Below are 17,028 nucleotides of genomic sequence, written 5' to 3'. Positions count from 1 at the left end.
TCACATGAAGACGTATTAGCAGCAGACCCGCGAGAAAAAGATCTTAGACAAGGTATAGATTACAGCTTGTATATACTGCACCAGTATAGCCAAGCCTTAACTACAATCAGACATAGACACAAGCATCGATGAATTTAGAAGAAATGTGTATTACTAGATCCCAACGGCTATGAAGTCGAATTCGTGCAGTACCTGAGTGATATCCCGTCACAAAGGAATCGATATGATGAAGCTTAATAGCAGGAACTAGATAATATGGCCATATCCGAGCAAAAAGATACGGCCAAATCTTAGGCAAGATTACAGAAGAGACCTATGTAAAACACATCACTTTAACCAAATAGCTAATGCCAACAAGACGAGATAGAAGAAAAACCCTGAGATATAAGCCGAGAAAAAATCATTTCTGGCTAACCTTTTTTCACTGCTAAACACACCAGGAGCGAAAAGAGGCTTCTGAATTCGCCCAAATGACACGACTCTTAGCACCAGTGCACCCGTCGTGTATAAAACGAAAGAAAGTAAAAAATCCCAGAAAAACCAGAAGAACAGTTCGGCTATGCTCCCCATTAACATATCTTCTCCTTAATCTATTATCGACAAGCATCCAATGTATCCGGCCTAGGTGTAAATGTCATGTTAAGGTTTGTTAACTGGAGGTTGCCTCGAGATGTCCCGCTAATTTGAGACACTCGTCTAAGGATTAATACCATTCCATATAAGTATCTGGTCAGTTCAGAGACTCTCAGTTTTTTCAATTCAAGACACATTGATGAGGAAATGGTTATTCCCTTTTAAGTCAATGTAACGCAGAAGTGGAAACACTGAGAGCCTCACGCTGTGCGGCTGATGTTTAAAGCAAAGGGCAAAGCCCTTTATGCTAGGTTGAATGTCCTCGATATACGACTGCATGGTCTATTTTGTTCCATACAAAATAAGACATTTCCCTGACCCATAGGGATATGGGAAATGTCTTGAAAGCGTATGGAACGCTTAAGACCATGGAGGTCAGATGCAAGAGGTACGAGCCCATGGACGGGTGAAGGTAGAATAATGCAGGAGCAATATAGACCTTGCCTACAGCGCTTTGAACTCCCGCTGAATGTTCAGATACTTACTCGGAATGGTATAGCATATAGATGCCATATCAATCCCGTTCCGATTGATTTTCTTTCACTATTGACGATTCCTTCTGAGCAAAAAATTTGACCCTAAATGAGGTGTCATCGGTAAGAAACTCCACCTTATGCCAATACTTTGGAGGAGATACAGCAATGCCTCCGGCAGGAATAACCAGGGTCTGCTCTATTTCGCCTCGTCGCTCAGTAAAACCATAAAACTTTAACTCGCCGCTAATCACATTGATCTGTCCATAAACGCCGGCTTTAGTATTATGCAAATGCAGGAACATTTTAGGAATATTATTGATGGTGAATACTGGTGTTGATTTGTAGTTAACATAATCACTGGGAATTTGAGCCATAAAGCACCTCTTGATAGCACTGACTTATACCTATTGGTATTAGCGAATTAATAGTTAATGTTCAGACAAGTTACATCAATTTCAGGCTATTAACTAGAAGGCCACCACAGATAGACCAAGAGATTTGAGCTGAAGTGCGTTAGACTCTGACTAAATTTGATAATAGCTTAGTCTCATGACCTCCCCATTTAGCTACACGACTAAATATAGTCTCGATAAAGCCCATTTTAGTGAATGCTTCGATGAATCAGTCACTATTGACACCACGTGGCGCGCCTACACTAAAGCACTAGGCTTCTTTTTCGTCGGTGTCGCCCTATTACTTACAGGCATGAATGCCTATGCTTCCTGGTTTGTTATCGGACTAGGAACATTGGAATGGGGAAATGTGAAGTTTAAAAAGACTTGGTGGCTCTGGCGACAGATGATGAGTAAAGCGGCCGAAAATGAAGTGACCCTAACCTTAGATGAACAAGGGATCGGCAGCCACTCCTTCTATGTTAACAGCCAGATATTATGGGGTGATGTCTCTGAGATAATAGTCACTGCCAGGGGCTTCCTCATCAAACACCCAGCTGGCACCAACTATGTCTCTAAACAAGTACTCAATGAAACCGCACTCGCCTTTATAAACAATAAAGTTTAGATATTTCATCCAATATGACATTTAATGGTTTTTATGCATCTTTGACATTTGCTATTCTTGGTTGATTAATACTCTTGGTTTCTAGCTAATAAAAAAATAATGACAGCGGAGGCTAACTCCGAACGGCCTCCAGACTAACACTGGGCTAATACCTGGCTTCGCTGTTCCTCATTGCCCATGGCTAGCATCTTAGGCGATGTTTGCTGAGCTGCCGCAAACTCACCTTTACTCGTCCAATCAAACCAATTGATATTGATTAACGCCTGCGCTGTGGGCCCGCCTAAGGTGTTACCCGGACCAAGCACGATAACCTTATCCGGGGCAAACTCTTTCACCGCCACCTGCACGGCCTTGGTAAAATCATAGGGCTTAGTGACCTGAGCCCCTAAGGTGTACGCCCTCAACTTAGAACAATCTGTACCATAGGGAGTCCAAATTCTGCCTTCTCCATCGATCAGGGGGATTTTGGGCTTAGAAAACAGCAAGTGTCCCAGAGAGGCAAAGCCTTTCTGGGACACTTGCTCCAACAAGGGTGAATGAAAAGCACCATGATTATATAAACGCATAGGATAGCGTTCATCCACCTGAGGCAAAATCTCCTCGGCTCGTTTCAGCCCTGCTTCATTTCCCGCAAGCACCCGATAGCCTCCAAGATAGATAGAGGTAAATAGCTCACATCCATCTTCATCACAGATGGTCTCGATTGCCCTGTCAATAAGTGAAGATGTTTCACTGTCGCGTCGCCACTGAGCATCTATCTCGGGATAGATGAGTTGGCCGCCAATGAGGCCATCTTGCATCATGGACCCCATGGTATTGATCACCTCGATGGCGGCATCTGCATCGAGGGCGCCGGCGCAGGCCAAGGCAATATACCAGCCCATGGAATTCCCGGTTACCGCCACCACCTCATAGCGCTCGGTATCTATATCCATAAAGTCACATACAGAGCAGGCATAGATGAGGGCTGAGGCATTTTCCCCAGGCGTATGTTGTTTAAAGGAATATTTAGCCGCGCCATCGATTTTAGCTATCCCCGTCTGCTTCAGCTCCGCTCGGTATTGATCTATTGCTGCAATAAATGCCTGTTTATCGGAGTGAAAACGGTGCAGGTATCCCAATTCATCCTTGCTATAGCAACCGCGGCCAGGTGCTACGACAACGACTCTCTCTCGTGGTTTATTCACCGACTGCTCGGCTTGAACGTTTGCCGCCACTTGCTTTTCCATATTGATAGTCATGTTACAGGGCCTCTTTAAGCAACTGATGATTAAGCTCTCTACCCATCAAGGCCAAAGCAGCCTCGACTATGGTATCTGTGCTCGGTAGGGGTAACGTTGCCGCATCGGCTAGCGGGATAAAGCAATCCTCGGCAGTCAATCTGGCCAATGGTGGGCATTCATTGCCGAGTGCCTCATGGAAACCTGTGATTAACGCCTCACTGATGGAGCCAGTTTTTCTACACTCATCGACAATCAGAATGTGATCACACTCATTGGCACTATCAATAATTGCCTCAATATTCAGCGGCGCCAGCCAACGAATGTCGAGTACACGCACCTTAAGACCCGTGGCAGCTAACAACTTCTCTGCCTGACGACTCAGATAGTAACCGTTGGCATAACTGATGATACACAGATCTCTCCCTTCACCATGCTGAGCTATCTCCCCTAACCCAAGTGGCTCCGCTTCTTGTTCCGGCAGATAATGGCTGGACCAGAGACCATCATCTTTACTGTGCAGATCTTTGGTCATATACAGGGCGATAGGTTCGAGGAAGATCACCAGCCTCTGCTCTTCTCGGGCTAAGCGGACGCACTCCCTCAGCATCTCGACCGCATCTCGGCCATTTGACGGGCAGGCGATGATGAGTCCGGGGATGTCCCTGAACACGGCGAAGGAGTTGTCGTTATGAAAATGGCCACCGAAGCCTTTCTGATAGGCCAGGCCCGCGATGCGGATCACCATAGGATTGGTAAATTGACCAGCGGAGAAGAAAGGCAAGGTCGCCGCCTCGCCTCTTATCTGGTCTTCGGCATTGTGTACATAAGCCAAAAACTGGATCTCAGGGATCGGTAAGATACCGTTATGAGCCATACCAATAGCTAGGCCCAAGATAGAGGTCTCATCCAACAAGGTATTGATCACTCGATTAGGACTGAAGCGCTCAACCAGACGTGAAGTCACATGGTACACACCGCCTTTTTTACCCACATCCTCACCACAGACCACAATATTACTGTATCTGGCCATCAACTCTGTCAACGCCAGATTGATCATCTTGCCCATATGCAGAGGCTTGAGCAGAGATTGTTTATCCGCCTTCAATAAGGTGCTTCTGCGCTCCTCATCCAAGTAAGGGACAAATTCTAGCCTACGTTTTGGCGGCACAATGGCTGCCATAGCCTGAGTCACGTCTCTGAGTTTTGGCTTTGTCACCACGATACGCGAAATGGCCTGAATACGCGCCTTGAGGCTGAGATAAACAGAGACGATCTGCTCGCTATTCATCACTCCCGCGTCAATAAGTTGCTGAGCCGTGACCAACAAGGGGTCTTGAGATTCATTATCGAAGATCTGCTGTTTCTTCATATAAGCTATCTCGGCATCACTGCCGGCATGGCCCATCAAGCGAACGGTGCGAACATGTAAAAACACAGGTTTTCGATGCATACGAGCAAAGTCGGCCGCCGCCTTGCTGATCTTGTAACAGTCGAGAATGTCTCTACCGTCACAAGAAAAATACTTAAGTCCCGGTCTCTGACTGAAGTTAGCCGAGATCCAGCCCTTGGGAGTCGGTGTGGATATGCCGATACCATTGTCTTCACAGATAAACACCAGGGGCATGGGCACTTGTTGGTACGCGGCCCAACAAGCCGAATTTATCGCACTCAGGGCACTGGCATGATTGGCCGAAGCATCGCCGAAGTTGCACAAGACTAGGCTGTCTGTAGGCATGTTCGCTGCCAATGACAGGCGCTCTGTTAACGGAATGCTCAAGGCAGCCCCAACGGCTTTGGGAAGGTGAGAGGCAATGGTCGAGGTCTGCGGCGGGATATTGAGACGCTTACTGCCAAGCACCTTATGACGGCCACCCGAGGTAGGATCGTCACTGGATGCTGCAAATGACAGCAAGATATCGTATAGCAAGGTCTCACCTGGGACCTGTCTGCCTCGCTCCAACATGAAGGCACAGCTGCGGTAATGCAGGAATGCCATATCTGTGGGTTTAAAAGCCAGTCCATAGGCGGCATTCCCCTCATGGCCTGAGCTACCTATGGTATAGAAGCCCTGATTGCGCCCCTTCATTTTCCTCGACTCGAGATCCAATAAACGGCTCTTAAGCTGAGACTCGAACATGCCGATAAAATCGCTGTCGGTTAAACCTAGTTTCTGGTGGTCCCAACCTGCGCCGATATCACTAAACTCCTGCTGCTGCACTCGCTCGAGGAAACGACGATCCAATACCTGGGCTCTATCTTCCATAATGCTTACCTATATGATACCAATACCAATTCCAATACCAGAGACAAAAAAGGAGCCTTAGGCTCCTTGTTATTGCGTCTTATCCAAATGCCTGAATGCCGGTCTGCGCTCGACCTAAGATAAGTGCATGTATGTCGTGAGTGCCCTCATAGGTATTCACCGCCTCCAGATTCATGAGGTGGCGTATGACATGGAACTCATCTGATATACCATTACCACCGTGCATATCCCGAGACAGTCGGGCGATATCTAACGCCTTGCCACAGGAGTTGCGCTTTATCAGTGAGATAGCCTCTACCGGTAAGGCATCTTGATCCATCAGACGTCCCGCCTGTAAGCAAGCAAATAAGCCTAAGGTGATCTCGGTCTGCATGTCCGCCAATTTCTTCTGGATCAGCTGATTGGCCGCCAAGGGGCGGTTAAACTGGATCCTGTCCAAGGTGTATTGGCGTGCAGCATGCCAACAGAACTCAGCGGCGCCAAGTACGCCCCAGGCGATGCCATAACGTGCCTTGTTCAAGCAACCGAAGGGCCCCTTCAACCCCTCGACATTGGGTAATAACGCAGACTCAGGTACTTCGACATTATCCATCACAATTTCGCCGGTGATGGAGGCTCTAAGGGAGAATTTGCCTTCAATCTTAGGCGCACTCAAGCCCTTCATGCCTTTTTCCAGAATGAAACCACGGATTGTTCCTTCGAGCTTACCCCAGACAATAAACACATCGGCAATGGGTGAGTTAGTGATCCACATCTTGGCACCATTGAGGCGATAGCCGCCATCGATACGCTCGACGCGAGTCTTCATAGCACCAGAATCTGAGCCAACATCGGGCTCAGTCAAACCGAAACAGCCAATCCATTCCCCTTTAGCCAATTTAGGTAAGTACTTGAGCCTCTGCTCTTCACTTCCATAAGCATAGATAGGGTACATGACTAAGGAGGACTGCACACTCATGGCTGAACGATAACCACTGTCCACTCGCTCAATCTCGCGAGCCACCAGGCCATAGCTGACATAATTAATATTTGAACAAGCATATTTTTCAGGCAAGGTGGCTCCCAGTAAGCCGAGTTCGCCTAACTCATTCATGATCTCCCGATCGAAATGCTCATTTCTGTTGGCCATCAACACCCTGGGCATGAGTTTGTCCTGAGCATAATCGTGAACACTGTCGCGGATCATGCGCTCCTCTTCCGAGAGTAAGGCGTTAAACTGCAAGGGATCGGTCCAATCGAAATGCACTCTTGCCATGATATTGTCCTTTGGTTTATTACTGATTGCGGGAAATAGAGAATGTAGAGTCTACAAAATAACCATTTCCTAATTTTCTTAGCATAGGCATAATTGACCATTAGGAGAAATATTCTTTTTCTTTAGCATCTATAGGACATACCTATATCTGACCTAGAGGTTAACTTGAATCTAAGATCGCTCAGTTATTTTGTCGCCGTGGTAGAGAGAGGCAGCATCAGCGGTGCCGCCAAAGAATGTTTTGTCTCCCAGCCCTCTATCTCAGCCGCGATATCGCAATTAGAGACCCGGCTAGAGACTCAACTCTACCATCGCCATGGAAGAGGTGTCAGTCCGACAGACTCGGGGCTTAGGCTTTATCCCTTGGCGCAGAAACTGCTCAATGAATCTCAGGACATCGAATCTCTATTCAAACAAGCTCAACAACAGACTCCCTTTAGACTCGGATTGATCCGCTCGTTAGGGGTCCATAGGATGAGTGGACTGCTGAAAGATTTTACCCATGCCTGTGCCGATATGGAGTTAACACTTGTGGAAGCCAACGAAGATGCCCAAGCGAGGATTATTACCACCAGCGATTTGACTAGGGGCGAAGACTTTTATCCTATCTGGCATGATGACTATCTACTGGCCATTCCTTCCTCATTCAGTTTGAGTCTACAGACACAAATACGCCTACAGGATTTAGATCAACAAGCCTTTATTCACCGTGCTCCCTGCCAAGCGCTATCGAGTCTGCAACAATTGATGGATCTGGAAGGGATACAAGTACAGGTCCGAGCAAGAATTCAGACCGTCGAATACGCAGTTGGCTTAGTCGCAGCAGGGCTGGGGATCGCCTTAGTGCCAGCTCTTCCCGCTTTTGCTTGAACAGAGAAATATTACCTTTAGACCCCTTCAGGATATCGAGCTTAAGAGAACTGTCGGCTTGGCCCTGCCTAGAGATGCCCGCTTAAATGAGCAACAAGTCCAATTGCTCAAGATATGCAAAAAGCCCAGACATCAAGCGAGAAACGACCAAAAAAAATACCAATAAAGAACACCAAAGCAACACGGATCAACGGCATGATTCACAACATCAAACATAAGTTGTGCGAAGAGGAAACAATGCCCCCTAAACTGTATCACTTTGCATCAAATGAAGTTAAAAACCACCCTAAAGCTACCACAGGTGATACTCTGTTATTCAATATGTTAATTCTGTGATGAGTATATAAACGAGCAAGATGAAAAACCTAAGAGTGCTGCTGCTGACCTGTATTCTCTTTCCTATTTTCGCATGGGCCGACCCCGTCGACTCCTACGGAAGCGAATACCAGTGTATCGAAATAGGCAGATGGGATATAGGCCTGGCACTCGGTTACGGCTCCCGAAGTAATCCTCTTAAAGATTATGACGATATACCTATCTACTTAGTGCCGACCTTCGCTTATTACGGCGATTATTGGTATTTCGACAATGGTAATATTGGCTATACATTAGTCGAAGATGAAAAATACACCATAAATCTGACCACCAGTTTCAGTACAGACAGCGCCTTTTTCCATCGCTGGGATCCCTCTAACATATTTCTTACAGGGAGCAATAACTTCGAGCCAAGTGCTCTTTTTAGCGAGACTCGAGTAACCCTTATGGGAGAAGAGCAAAGCGTCCCCACAGCGAATGAACTCGAGACTCGCCATTTTACCTATCTTGGTGGGGTTGAAGCCTATATATACACTCGCATAGGGATACTCAACCTGTCTCTGGCCCACGACCTGCTCAATGTTCACCAAGGCACAGAAGCCAAATTAAAGTGGCTCTACAACCTGTCGATAGAAGAATGGAAATTTGAACTGGCGCTAGTACTCGATTGGAAAAGTGAAGAGGTCGTTGACTACTATTACGCTATCAGGCCCTCTGAAAATGCTTACTGGAGTCAAAATTACCAGGCAGAATCGGCCATCAATACAAGCATAGAATTGACCAGCCATTATGTATTAGCGAAACATTGGCAACTGCTTTTTCTGGCAAGGTATACACAAATCGCCGATGAAATAGTTGCTAGTCCCCTGCTTAATAAAGATTATACCAGTACCTTTTTTGTCGGCACTGCCTATAGGTTTTAATACACGTGTTGAATCAGGTATTAGTGTTATTATTTAGATTGTTACCCATTGGAGTTCTTACTCTCTCACTACTGAGTGGCTCTGCCATTGCCGCAGATGAGGATGAAGAACTAGGTTCCATACTCACACTTTCCCCTGAGTTTTGCATCACATCTGCAGATGAAAATGTATGCGAACTCACCTTAGTGCTAGAGTGGAAAAATGAATTTTTTAGACCCATCTGTATCTTGTCTGACTATAAAGAGATGGCAAAGTGGTGTGCCGAGTCAGCGGAAACTCATTCATTAACATTGACCATCAGTGCAACTGACGATATTCAATTTGTGATGATTGATAAAGAAACACACCAAACACTAGCTGGAGTCAAACTCAAAGTCACACCGGCCGCAGAGCCAAAAGTGCGACGACGCTACCGCAACCCATGGAGTTTATTCTAATGACCGCCCCCCAATCTACCCATAGAGTATTACTGGTAGAGGATGATATTCGTCTTGCCAATTTGATTGTGGATTATTTAAAGTCGCATGGAATGCATGTTGAAGTAGAACGCCGAGGAGATACTGTATTAACTCGGTTGATCAACTATAAGCCCGATATCATCTTGCTAGATATTATGCTACCAGGAATGGACGGCCTAACCCTGTGTGAGAAACTACCCGATTACTTTGCCGGTCCTATCTTACTGATGAGCGCACTTAGCTCCAATGAAGATCAGATCAAAGGCTTAGAGCTTGGCGCCGATGATTACGTGGTTAAACCTGTGGATCCGGCTCTGCTTATCGCTAGGATTAACAATCTACTACGCCGCACCGCTAAGCCACCAAAAGTAGAATCTCACGGTTTAAGTTTCGGTAAGCTCAGCATAGACCCTCATACGCAAGCGATTCGCTTGGGCGATATCGAGGTCGACTTGACTAGCCATGAATTCGAACTCTTATGGCTACTGGCCTCTCAAGCCGGGCAAGTATTGAGCCGCCAGTATATCTATCAATACCTACTCAATATCGATTTCGATGGTAAAGACAGAAAAATAGATGTGCGTATCTCTCGCTTAAGAAAGAAATTAGGGGATAATATTGACACTCCATTTAGGATCAAGACAGTCTGGGGCCAAGGCTATTTGTTTGCCCCAGAAGCTTGGACTAGCTAGCGACTGCTAATTTTTACGGAACTAAAAGTTGAAACGACTCTTCATTAGCCTGTACCTACTGGTAAGCCTTAGCTTCTTAGGGATAGGCTGGACACTCGACAGTATTTGGCAGAACAGTGTCGAAGACAGTGGTGCAATGGATGCACCACTGGTTGCATTTGCTCAGCTACTGGCAAAATTCCCTCAGCAAGACCGTGAAAAATACCTGAATCAACTCGATCGCAACGCCGAATATCCACTCAAATTAGTCGATGCCAGTCAGATCGCTCTATCGCCAGAGAGTGAGTTAACTGCTGACCACTTACTCATCACATCCCAAGGTGATGATCACCAATTTCACTTCATTAAAGTGGGTCAACAGGTATTGATTGCAGGTCCCATAGAGATCGATCCCCGAGCCCGATTAAGAGGCTTATTTACCCTCTTCTTCTATCTGTCTCTGGCCTTTGTATCCTTGATATGGGTCTGGCCCCTGTCGAGAGATCTCAAGACGCTAAAGAGTGCTACCCGTGAATTTGGTCAAGCCAAATGGGATACCCAAATAGAGCTTTCTCCACGTTCTCAGGTATTACCATTAGCCATGACGTTTAACAAGATGTCGCGACAGATCAGCACACTGATCGAAAATCAAAAGCATTTATCCAATGCCGTCTCCCATGAGATCCGTACGCCTCTGGCCAGACTTAAATTTGCTTTAGCGCTAATGCCACAATATTGCCAACCCAACTCAGATCCAGCACGCAGGAATGAATTTCTCGATGAGATGAAGCAAGATGTCAAAGAGATGGAGAACTTACTGCAAGAGTTACTCACCTATGCCAGCTTAGAGTCTCAACAGAAGGACATTCAATTTGAGCATTGTGCTCTCGAAGTGTTAACAGCGCAGACCATTGAGAAACTCACCTCCTCGATCAGTGCCCCGGTCGAATTTATCAAGCCAAGCAAACCCGTTTATATTATTGGCGATTCCCTTCTGATAGAGAGAGCCATACAAAACTTGATCACCAACGCACAACGATTTGGCCGTCAATCAATTAAGGTCGAAATTAAGCAGAGCGAGCAACAAGTATCTCTATCAATCACAGATGACGGGCAAGGGATCCCAATTGAAGATCAAGGTAAGATATTTGAACCTTTCTACCGCAGTCAATCGGTGCAAAATGGTAATAAAGGACACGGCTTAGGATTAGCGATAATCAAACGTATCATGGACAGACATGAGGGTAAGGTGACAGTCGAAAGCACTGAAGGCCATACCTGTTTTACCTTGTACTGGCCAGCTGTTAAATCAAGCAGAACAAGTCATTAGAGCGTGCGACTCAATCTAATGCAAAATCATCTAGCGCTAAGTTAGCTTCGGCCTTTTCATCAGACCCAAAGTCTAAAACGGGATTAATTTGAGCCTGCTCTTGAGTGAGCTGGGCTTTTCTAGCTTTGAGAATGACCCGCTTTCTACGCCGTATTCTCTGCTTACACAGACGGATCACATCAGTCTTCTTGGCATCAGAAAACTCAAGCCAATTAAATCGCTCATCTCTGCTACGTAAACAGCCTTTGCAGTAGCCTCTGGCATCCTCCCAAACTGATGATCCATTAAGCACTAGTGTGGGCGTCCCTATTGGCAGTGATACGGCTCAAATCCAGACCATACAGATAGATATTATCAACCCGAAAACCAACAAGTTGATCTGGCGCGGCACAGATAAATTTAACTTCAATACCAGCTTGATCAAAAACGCCTGCGGCAGCCAATTCTAATACGTAAATATTGATTGCTTCTCCTTCAGCAGACAGGTCAAATCCCATGATATTTAAGTATTTGAGCTAACTCGTCGGCAAAGCACAGAGGGAGATGACTCGATATAAGTAGCAAGGTCATTTTCAGAAAATATCGCATATTGGCTTACACCACCTCAAATTTAACTATATTGCTGCCTGTAACTGAGTATCCCATAAGAACAGAATATGAACTCATCGAGACAAGCTACTTAAGTTTAAACTGCCCCATTTCAAGCCATAATCGTGTCTAGGCACTACCTGTGGACATTCACGGTTCGGCCCGTAGCCCAGTCTCTTAATGCCTGCAACTTCTCACGCATCAGCACAGACAATGGCCGTGTCTTCATTAACGCCTAGGATCAAGAGTGCCTGTTCGACCTCTGTCTCGGTCGCTTTGCCACTATAGATTGCCGAGATATCATTAGCGGTGGCCACCAGGAAGACATCAGACTTCCTCTCCGCCATCCAGGTCAAGATAGTACAATATCCATTTTGAGCTGCCATCATCGAAGGGGTGGAATCACACAAGACCTAGATGCCTTGCTGAGACGTGGATTTTATCTGACCTAAAATATCGGCTGGCTCGCTGTTGAATTTCTGTGTCTCCATAATAAATTATTTACGTGACTGTGAAATAAATAAAGGGACACTCGATCCCTTTATTTTACTAAAATACCTATTTATTCTTCCATGCTTAATGGAACACGTAGTTCAACCACCCCTGCATTCTCAATAACACCTTACGCATGATGGCCACATGGGAGAAGTGATCGGTATAGATAGCCACTTGTCCCGAAACTCCTGCGGGGAACCTATCTCTTATCTCATGATCATCAAGCTCTATCAAGACGATGACACGGCCACGCTGCATCAGGTGACGCGAAGAGATGAGTGTGCCGGATGATTGAATCTCACCTTCTGCCATTGCGGGTAATATCTTAGCAACCTTGCCCTTAAATACCTGCCCCGGAGCACCATCTAAAATCACCTCGGCCTCATCCCCCTCTTTCAATCTCAACAGCGAGTTTTGCCAAAAAGCACCGGCAAACATCCTCTGCTCATCCGGGATAAAGCTCATCAAGGGGCGAAGTGGCATAGGCACGTAGATACCGGGACGCAAGGCCATCTGAGTCACCATGCCATCGGTTGGCGCCCTGACGACTGTCATATCGAGATCGAACTGGGCTTTCTCCAACTCACCCTGAATACCTGCAACCTTGGTATTGACGCCATCTATATTAGATTCGAAGGCGAGACGCACTCTTAGCTCCTCGGCTCTCACTGCCGTTAGCTGAGCTTCAGAAGAGAGATAGAACTGACGTTTGTTATCTAGCTCAAGTTCGGTAAATGGCGAGTTTACACCGCCCCGTTTCTTGCCCTTAGCATAACGATCGTAGGCCGACTTAGTCCTATCTTTATCGGCAACGGCGCGTGTAACCCTGGCCGTTGCCGCTTTCCATGCAGCCTCCAGTTGCGGCACTTCTTACTCAGCGGCAAGTAATGCGGCACGTTTCTGTTTCACGATAGCGGCAAAAGGAGTCGGATCGAGTCTAAATAACACCTCCCCCTTCTTTATCGGAGTATTAGGTTTAACTTCGACACTGATGACGACACCTTTAACCGCCGGGTTGATTGGCGTTGTGACGAAGTATTCTTTCGCAAAAGGTGTGTAAGGATGGTTATAGTTCATCAAGAGCACGAGCGCGCCAACGATAAAGATACCACCAAGAATAGCCGTAGGCACAGTCCACTTGTTGAGTGGGATGTTAAAAATCTTAAATATCGCGATACAGATAGCGGTGTAGGTAAGAATAAGTAACAGATCCATCTTATACCTCCTTGCCATTCGTTGCAGCCACTACAACAGCTTATTCATTAGGCTTAGTTGAGCCTTATTCTATCGACAGCAGTCGAATCTCTAATTGAGCAACTGTCTTATTAAGTTATTTCACCTCATCCTCTAATGCCAGCTCTCGTTGCACCACATTGTTAAAGCCCCAACCCCTGTCTTCTCGATATAAGGTTGCCCAAATCCACAAGAAAGGCCAAATGGCATGTAAGGTAAACAAGCTCACCCAACCGGCAACATGCAGTGCATCTTGCTGTGGATGATTACGCTCTTTGGCAATCTCGTAGGGAATATCATGAATGACTATGATTCCGTAGAATAGGAATATAGCGACGAAAAAAATCACACCCAATGCAAAGTAATCCAGAAACACGACTCTCTCCTATACCTAAATATCATCCAGTATCCGCAACATTTAGGTCGTCATTATCATTGGTTAATACAAGGTTACAGCGAGAAACATTCTCTCAACATTTCGTTATCAATGCCAGCTATTTCATATTACAGGCTGCAGCATCATCAATCTCTTTATATCTACGCGATAAAAGGTAGCACCAGACTCATAAACCGCCGGAGATTCGGCCTTTACCTATATGCATTGTGGCAGCCAAGTAGACCTAGACTCGTCCATACAGGAGAGAAAGTGGTAAGTAAAACTAAGACTAAAGTCGCTGCGAACCTTGAATATTTGATAAAAATTCGGGCCCCAGTTCATGGGAAATCGTTTTGGGTGACCCGCGCTTTGGACTCGCTTTAATTTACCTGGTTGTTAAATTTGTCTCGAGCCTCATGAACTCCGGATAAGAAACACTCCAGGTTTCGACTCGCGATATTGAGTAAGTTTCGTCTGGCTTCAAGCGTCGCCCATGAATTATGCGGGCTGATGCTGATGTTTTTAGCGCTGAGCAGTGGATTCGTTTTCTCCGGTGGCTCGGTAGATAGCACATCGACGCCGGCAGCCGCTATTTCTCCATCGGCCAAGGCCTGCTTTAAAGCAGCTTCATCGATTAACCCACCTCGAGCGGTATTGATTAAGATGGCACTGGTACGCATCTGCTTAAGGGCTCTGCTGTTAATGATCTTATCGGTAGTCTCGGTTAACGGGCAGTGTAGTGAGAGGATATCGACTGTGGAGATCAGCGGCTCCAGTTCACTCCACTCTATGCCGGCAGGAAGATCGGTTAGCAGACTGCGGGTGTTAACCATGACCTTCATGCCAAACGCCAAGGCTATATTAGCCACCCGCTGACCTATGGTGCCATAACCCATCAAGCCGATAGTCTTATCTTTTAGAGACTGTAAAGGAGACAGGGTGAAACAAAAATCATCACAGTCAGACCATAGGCCGTCAACGACAGCCTCATGATGAAGAGCAATTCTCTGGGTATGATGCAAAATATGGGCGAAAACCATCTGAGCGACAGCATCCGGGCCATAAGCGGGTACATTGGTGACCACTACGCCCTGATTTATTGCGGCATGCAGATTGACAACATTGGTCCCTGTAGCCAAGACACCTATATACCTCAGTTTAGGCAATAGAGTCAGCGTATTCTTATCGATAATGGTCTTGTTGGTGAACAAGATCTCTGCATCCTTTGCCCGGGAAAGTACTTGCTCGGGCTCGGTTCTGTCATAACAGGTCAAGTCACCGAATTGCGCTATCCCTTGCCAGCTTAGATCACCTGGATTTAAGGTATAAGCATCCAGTACAACTATCTTCATCATCAGTCCTTCACTCTATTCTTGACAGCAAACGTCGGTTAGAAAGTGAGCTTAACGCCTGCGTTAACTTGTCCTTGCCACATGATATCGGCATTGATATTCCATATGCACTGACCGCCATTACAAAAAAGTGCGTTATCACTGTTGATGAAAGTAGCATAGCCCCTGGCATCGGCAAACAGTGAAACGGTAGGAGTCACTTCATACTCAAGCCCGGCACCAAACCCCATGGAGAAACGTGACTCATTGGAATAGTCGCCACTAGGACGCATATTCGTCACGCCCATACTCACGGTAACATATGGTTTCAAGTTACCATTGGGAAAGAAAAGCGATCCACCAAGATGAAAGTAATCGACAGTCAGATCTATGACTGAATCCGCACTAAAATTACCGCCACTGCGGAGATCTGTACTCTGACTACTATAGAGGAAATAGATATTACCAGGATCATCTGTGGTGACGCCCAGCATCAAGCCATAATTTGCCGATTCAGCAATTTTGACTTTCCCCTGCTCACTAGTATCCGTCTGAGTCACATCGAACTCGCTGGCTGCAAAACTATAACCAGCAAAAGGGGCAACAAAAACTTCGGCCGATGCAGGTGCTGTAAACAAGGCACCAGTGCCAACCCAAGCCGTGAGCAGTAACTGAGTATACTTTTTCATCTTGCTTCCCTTTTTTGTTATTTCCTAATTCTAAAGTAACACGGTATTAGCTAACGCATACCTCTGTCTGACTTAACGCGATCGTACGCAAGTTGTATATCTTGCGCCTTACGATTAGCCAGCTCCATCATTTCTTTAGGCAGGCCTTTAGCGACTAGCTTATCCGGGTGGTGTTCGTTCATCAGCTTACGATAAGCACGTTTGACCTCTTGGTCCGATGATGATTCGGCCATGCCCAAGAGATCATAAGCATCTTCGATACTCGTTTGACTGCCATTGCCTCCTTTATGGAAGTTAAACTCGGCTTGCCAACGCTTGAGCAATTCGCCTAACTGGCTTCGGCTATAGCCTATCTCCTGGGCTATGGTCAGTAAAACCGCGTGTTCCTTGGGGTCGATCTCGCCGTCAGACAATGCCGTCTGGATCTGAATCTCCAGAAACATCTGCAATAACTCTTTACGCCCCATGGAGATAATTCTAAAGGTTTTTAAACAAGCCTTGATATCGAAATCGCTGGCTTTACCTTCGCTGAATGCTCTCTGAGCCTCCTTCCTTGCCTCACCTTTGAGCTGCATCTGATCCATCAACATGGTCGCGATACGAATATCATTCTCGGTCACCTGACCCGATGCTTTCGCTACATGCCCCATCACAGCAAATGTCGTATTAAAGAAAAGCGTCTGCCTATTGGCACCTTTGCCTATGATGCCACTCAACTGAGCGCTCTTTTTATCAAATAAATGGCCTAACCAGAGACCAATCAGGCCCCCAATGATTCGACCAAACATAAAACCTATGGCGAAACCAAAAAACTTACCCCAAATACGCATCTAAAAACCTTAGCTATCAAAAATAAAATTATCACAGTGACAAATATAA

The 17,028-nt window shown here is 46.2% G+C and carries 16 protein-coding genes and 4 pseudogenes; 8 read left to right on the top strand and 12 right to left on the bottom strand.

Annotated elements, in window-relative coordinates; all coding sequences use genetic code 11:
* Nucleotides 1-127 precede the first annotated feature (127 nt).
* Nucleotides 128-237: pseudogene (locus tag KT99_RS22775) on the top strand (VOC family protein); the annotation flags it as partial.
* Nucleotides 238-327: 90 nt separating this feature from the next.
* Here KT99_RS22775 and KT99_RS07740 read toward each other — a convergent pair.
* Together KT99_RS07740 and KT99_RS07735 are read right to left on the bottom strand one after the other, a co-directional pair.
* Nucleotides 328-576 (bottom strand): hypothetical protein, encoded by a 249-nt coding sequence (locus tag KT99_RS07740; protein WP_005498668.1) that lies wholly within the window; start codon nucleotides 574-576, stop codon nucleotides 328-330.
* A gap of 571 nt (nucleotides 577-1,147) precedes the next feature.
* The gene (locus KT99_RS07735) at nucleotides 1,148-1,483 is read right to left on the bottom strand and encodes a DUF1971 domain-containing protein (protein ID WP_005498665.1); all 336 of its coding nucleotides are present in this window, start codon (nucleotides 1,481-1,483) and stop codon (nucleotides 1,148-1,150) included.
* A 175-nt stretch (nucleotides 1,484-1,658) separates the two neighbouring features.
* Between KT99_RS07735 and KT99_RS07730 the strand changes: the two genes are divergently transcribed.
* Nucleotides 1,659-2,129, top strand: a complete 471-nt coding sequence (locus KT99_RS07730; protein WP_005498664.1) for a hypothetical protein — start codon at nucleotides 1,659-1,661, stop codon at nucleotides 2,127-2,129.
* Between the two features lie 134 nt (nucleotides 2,130-2,263).
* Here the strand turns inward: KT99_RS07730 and KT99_RS07725 are convergent, their stop codons facing one another.
* The 3 genes from KT99_RS07725 to KT99_RS07715 all read right to left on the bottom strand — a co-directional run bounded on the left by KT99_RS07725 (nucleotide 2,264) and on the right by KT99_RS07715 (nucleotide 6,870).
* On the bottom strand, nucleotides 2,264-3,370 hold the full coding sequence (locus KT99_RS07725) for an ACP S-malonyltransferase (protein WP_005498662.1): 1,107 nt from the start codon (nucleotides 3,368-3,370) through the stop codon (nucleotides 2,264-2,266).
* A gap of 1 nt (nucleotide 3,371) precedes the next feature.
* On the bottom strand, nucleotides 3,372-5,615 hold the full coding sequence (locus KT99_RS07720) for a thiamine pyrophosphate-dependent enzyme (protein WP_005498660.1): 2,244 nt from the start codon (nucleotides 5,613-5,615) through the stop codon (nucleotides 3,372-3,374).
* 79 nt (nucleotides 5,616-5,694) lie between these two features.
* Nucleotides 5,695-6,870 carry an acyl-CoA dehydrogenase gene (locus KT99_RS07715; protein WP_005498658.1) on the bottom strand — a complete coding sequence of 392 codons (1,176 nt, stop codon included), beginning with the start codon at nucleotides 6,868-6,870 and terminating at the stop codon, nucleotides 5,695-5,697.
* A 165-nt stretch (nucleotides 6,871-7,035) separates the two neighbouring features.
* Here KT99_RS07715 and KT99_RS07710 point away from each other — a divergent pair, with 165 nt between their 5' ends.
* The 5 genes from KT99_RS07710 to KT99_RS07690 all read left to right on the top strand — a co-directional run bounded on the left by KT99_RS07710 (nucleotide 7,036) and on the right by KT99_RS07690 (nucleotide 11,437).
* Nucleotides 7,036-7,740 carry a LysR family transcriptional regulator gene (locus KT99_RS07710; protein ID WP_005498657.1) on the top strand — a complete coding sequence of 235 codons (705 nt, stop codon included), beginning with the start codon at nucleotides 7,036-7,038 and terminating at the stop codon, nucleotides 7,738-7,740.
* Between the two features lie 356 nt (nucleotides 7,741-8,096).
* Nucleotides 8,097-8,978 (top strand): MipA/OmpV family protein, encoded by an 882-nt coding sequence (locus KT99_RS07705; protein WP_005498653.1) that lies wholly within the window; start codon nucleotides 8,097-8,099, stop codon nucleotides 8,976-8,978.
* Nucleotides 8,979-9,001: 23 nt separating this feature from the next.
* Complete coding sequence (locus tag KT99_RS07700) at nucleotides 9,002-9,415, top strand: DUF3019 domain-containing protein (RefSeq protein ID WP_232504266.1); 414 nt, start codon at nucleotides 9,002-9,004, stop codon at nucleotides 9,413-9,415.
* Nucleotides 9,415-10,128, top strand: a complete 714-nt coding sequence (locus KT99_RS07695; protein WP_005498649.1) for a response regulator — start codon at nucleotides 9,415-9,417, stop codon at nucleotides 10,126-10,128. Before KT99_RS07700 ends, KT99_RS07695 begins: the two co-directional genes overlap by 1 nt.
* A 28-nt stretch (nucleotides 10,129-10,156) precedes the next feature.
* On the top strand, nucleotides 10,157-11,437 hold the full coding sequence (locus KT99_RS07690) for an ATP-binding protein (protein ID WP_005498647.1): 1,281 nt from the start codon (nucleotides 10,157-10,159) through the stop codon (nucleotides 11,435-11,437).
* Between the two features lie 10 nt (nucleotides 11,438-11,447).
* On the opposite strand, the gene KT99_RS07685 is transcribed toward KT99_RS07690, so the two are convergent.
* On the bottom strand, nucleotides 11,448-11,729 hold the full coding sequence (locus tag KT99_RS07685; RefSeq protein ID WP_005498645.1) for a DUF1289 domain-containing protein: 282 nt from the start codon (nucleotides 11,727-11,729) through the stop codon (nucleotides 11,448-11,450).
* On the opposite strand from KT99_RS07685, the pseudogene KT99_RS22770 reads away from it, so the two are divergent.
* Nucleotides 11,722-11,886: pseudogene (locus tag KT99_RS22770) on the top strand (DUF4136 domain-containing protein); the annotation flags it as partial. The gene KT99_RS07685 and the pseudogene KT99_RS22770 sit on opposite strands and share 8 nt — an antisense overlap.
* Nucleotides 11,887-12,219: 333 nt before the next feature.
* On the opposite strand, the gene KT99_RS07675 reads toward KT99_RS22770, so the two are convergent.
* From KT99_RS07675 to djlA, 6 genes and pseudogenes are all read right to left on the bottom strand, one after another.
* A complete protein-coding gene (locus KT99_RS07675; protein WP_420038535.1) occupies nucleotides 12,220-12,435 on the bottom strand; it encodes a hypothetical protein in 216 nt (71 codons plus the stop codon).
* Between the two features lie 166 nt (nucleotides 12,436-12,601).
* A pseudogene (locus KT99_RS07670) lies at nucleotides 12,602-13,735 on the bottom strand (HlyD family secretion protein).
* Nucleotides 13,736-13,853: 118 nt separating this feature from the next.
* Nucleotides 13,854-14,129 (bottom strand): annotated as a pseudogene (locus KT99_RS07665) (DUF3302 domain-containing protein); the annotation flags it as partial.
* Between the two features lie 380 nt (nucleotides 14,130-14,509).
* A complete protein-coding gene (locus tag KT99_RS07660) occupies nucleotides 14,510-15,481 on the bottom strand; it encodes a D-2-hydroxyacid dehydrogenase (RefSeq protein WP_040571736.1) in 972 nt (323 codons plus the stop codon).
* 38 nt (nucleotides 15,482-15,519) lie between these two features.
* Nucleotides 15,520-16,149, bottom strand: coding sequence for an outer membrane beta-barrel protein (locus KT99_RS07655; protein WP_005498633.1), 630 nt, complete (start codon nucleotides 16,147-16,149; stop codon nucleotides 15,520-15,522).
* Nucleotides 16,150-16,199: 50 nt separating this feature from the next.
* On the bottom strand, nucleotides 16,200-16,979 hold the full coding sequence (gene djlA, locus KT99_RS07650; RefSeq protein ID WP_005498631.1) for a co-chaperone DjlA: 780 nt from the start codon (nucleotides 16,977-16,979) through the stop codon (nucleotides 16,200-16,202).
* Between the last annotated feature and the right edge of the window lie 49 nt (nucleotides 16,980-17,028).

It is taken from the genome of Shewanella benthica KT99 (genome assembly GCF_000172075.1).
Lineage (GTDB): Bacteria > Pseudomonadota > Gammaproteobacteria > Enterobacterales > Shewanellaceae > Shewanella > Shewanella benthica_A.
Note: the sequence above shows the minus strand (reverse complement) of the source record. Positions and strands in the feature narration are given on the sequence as shown.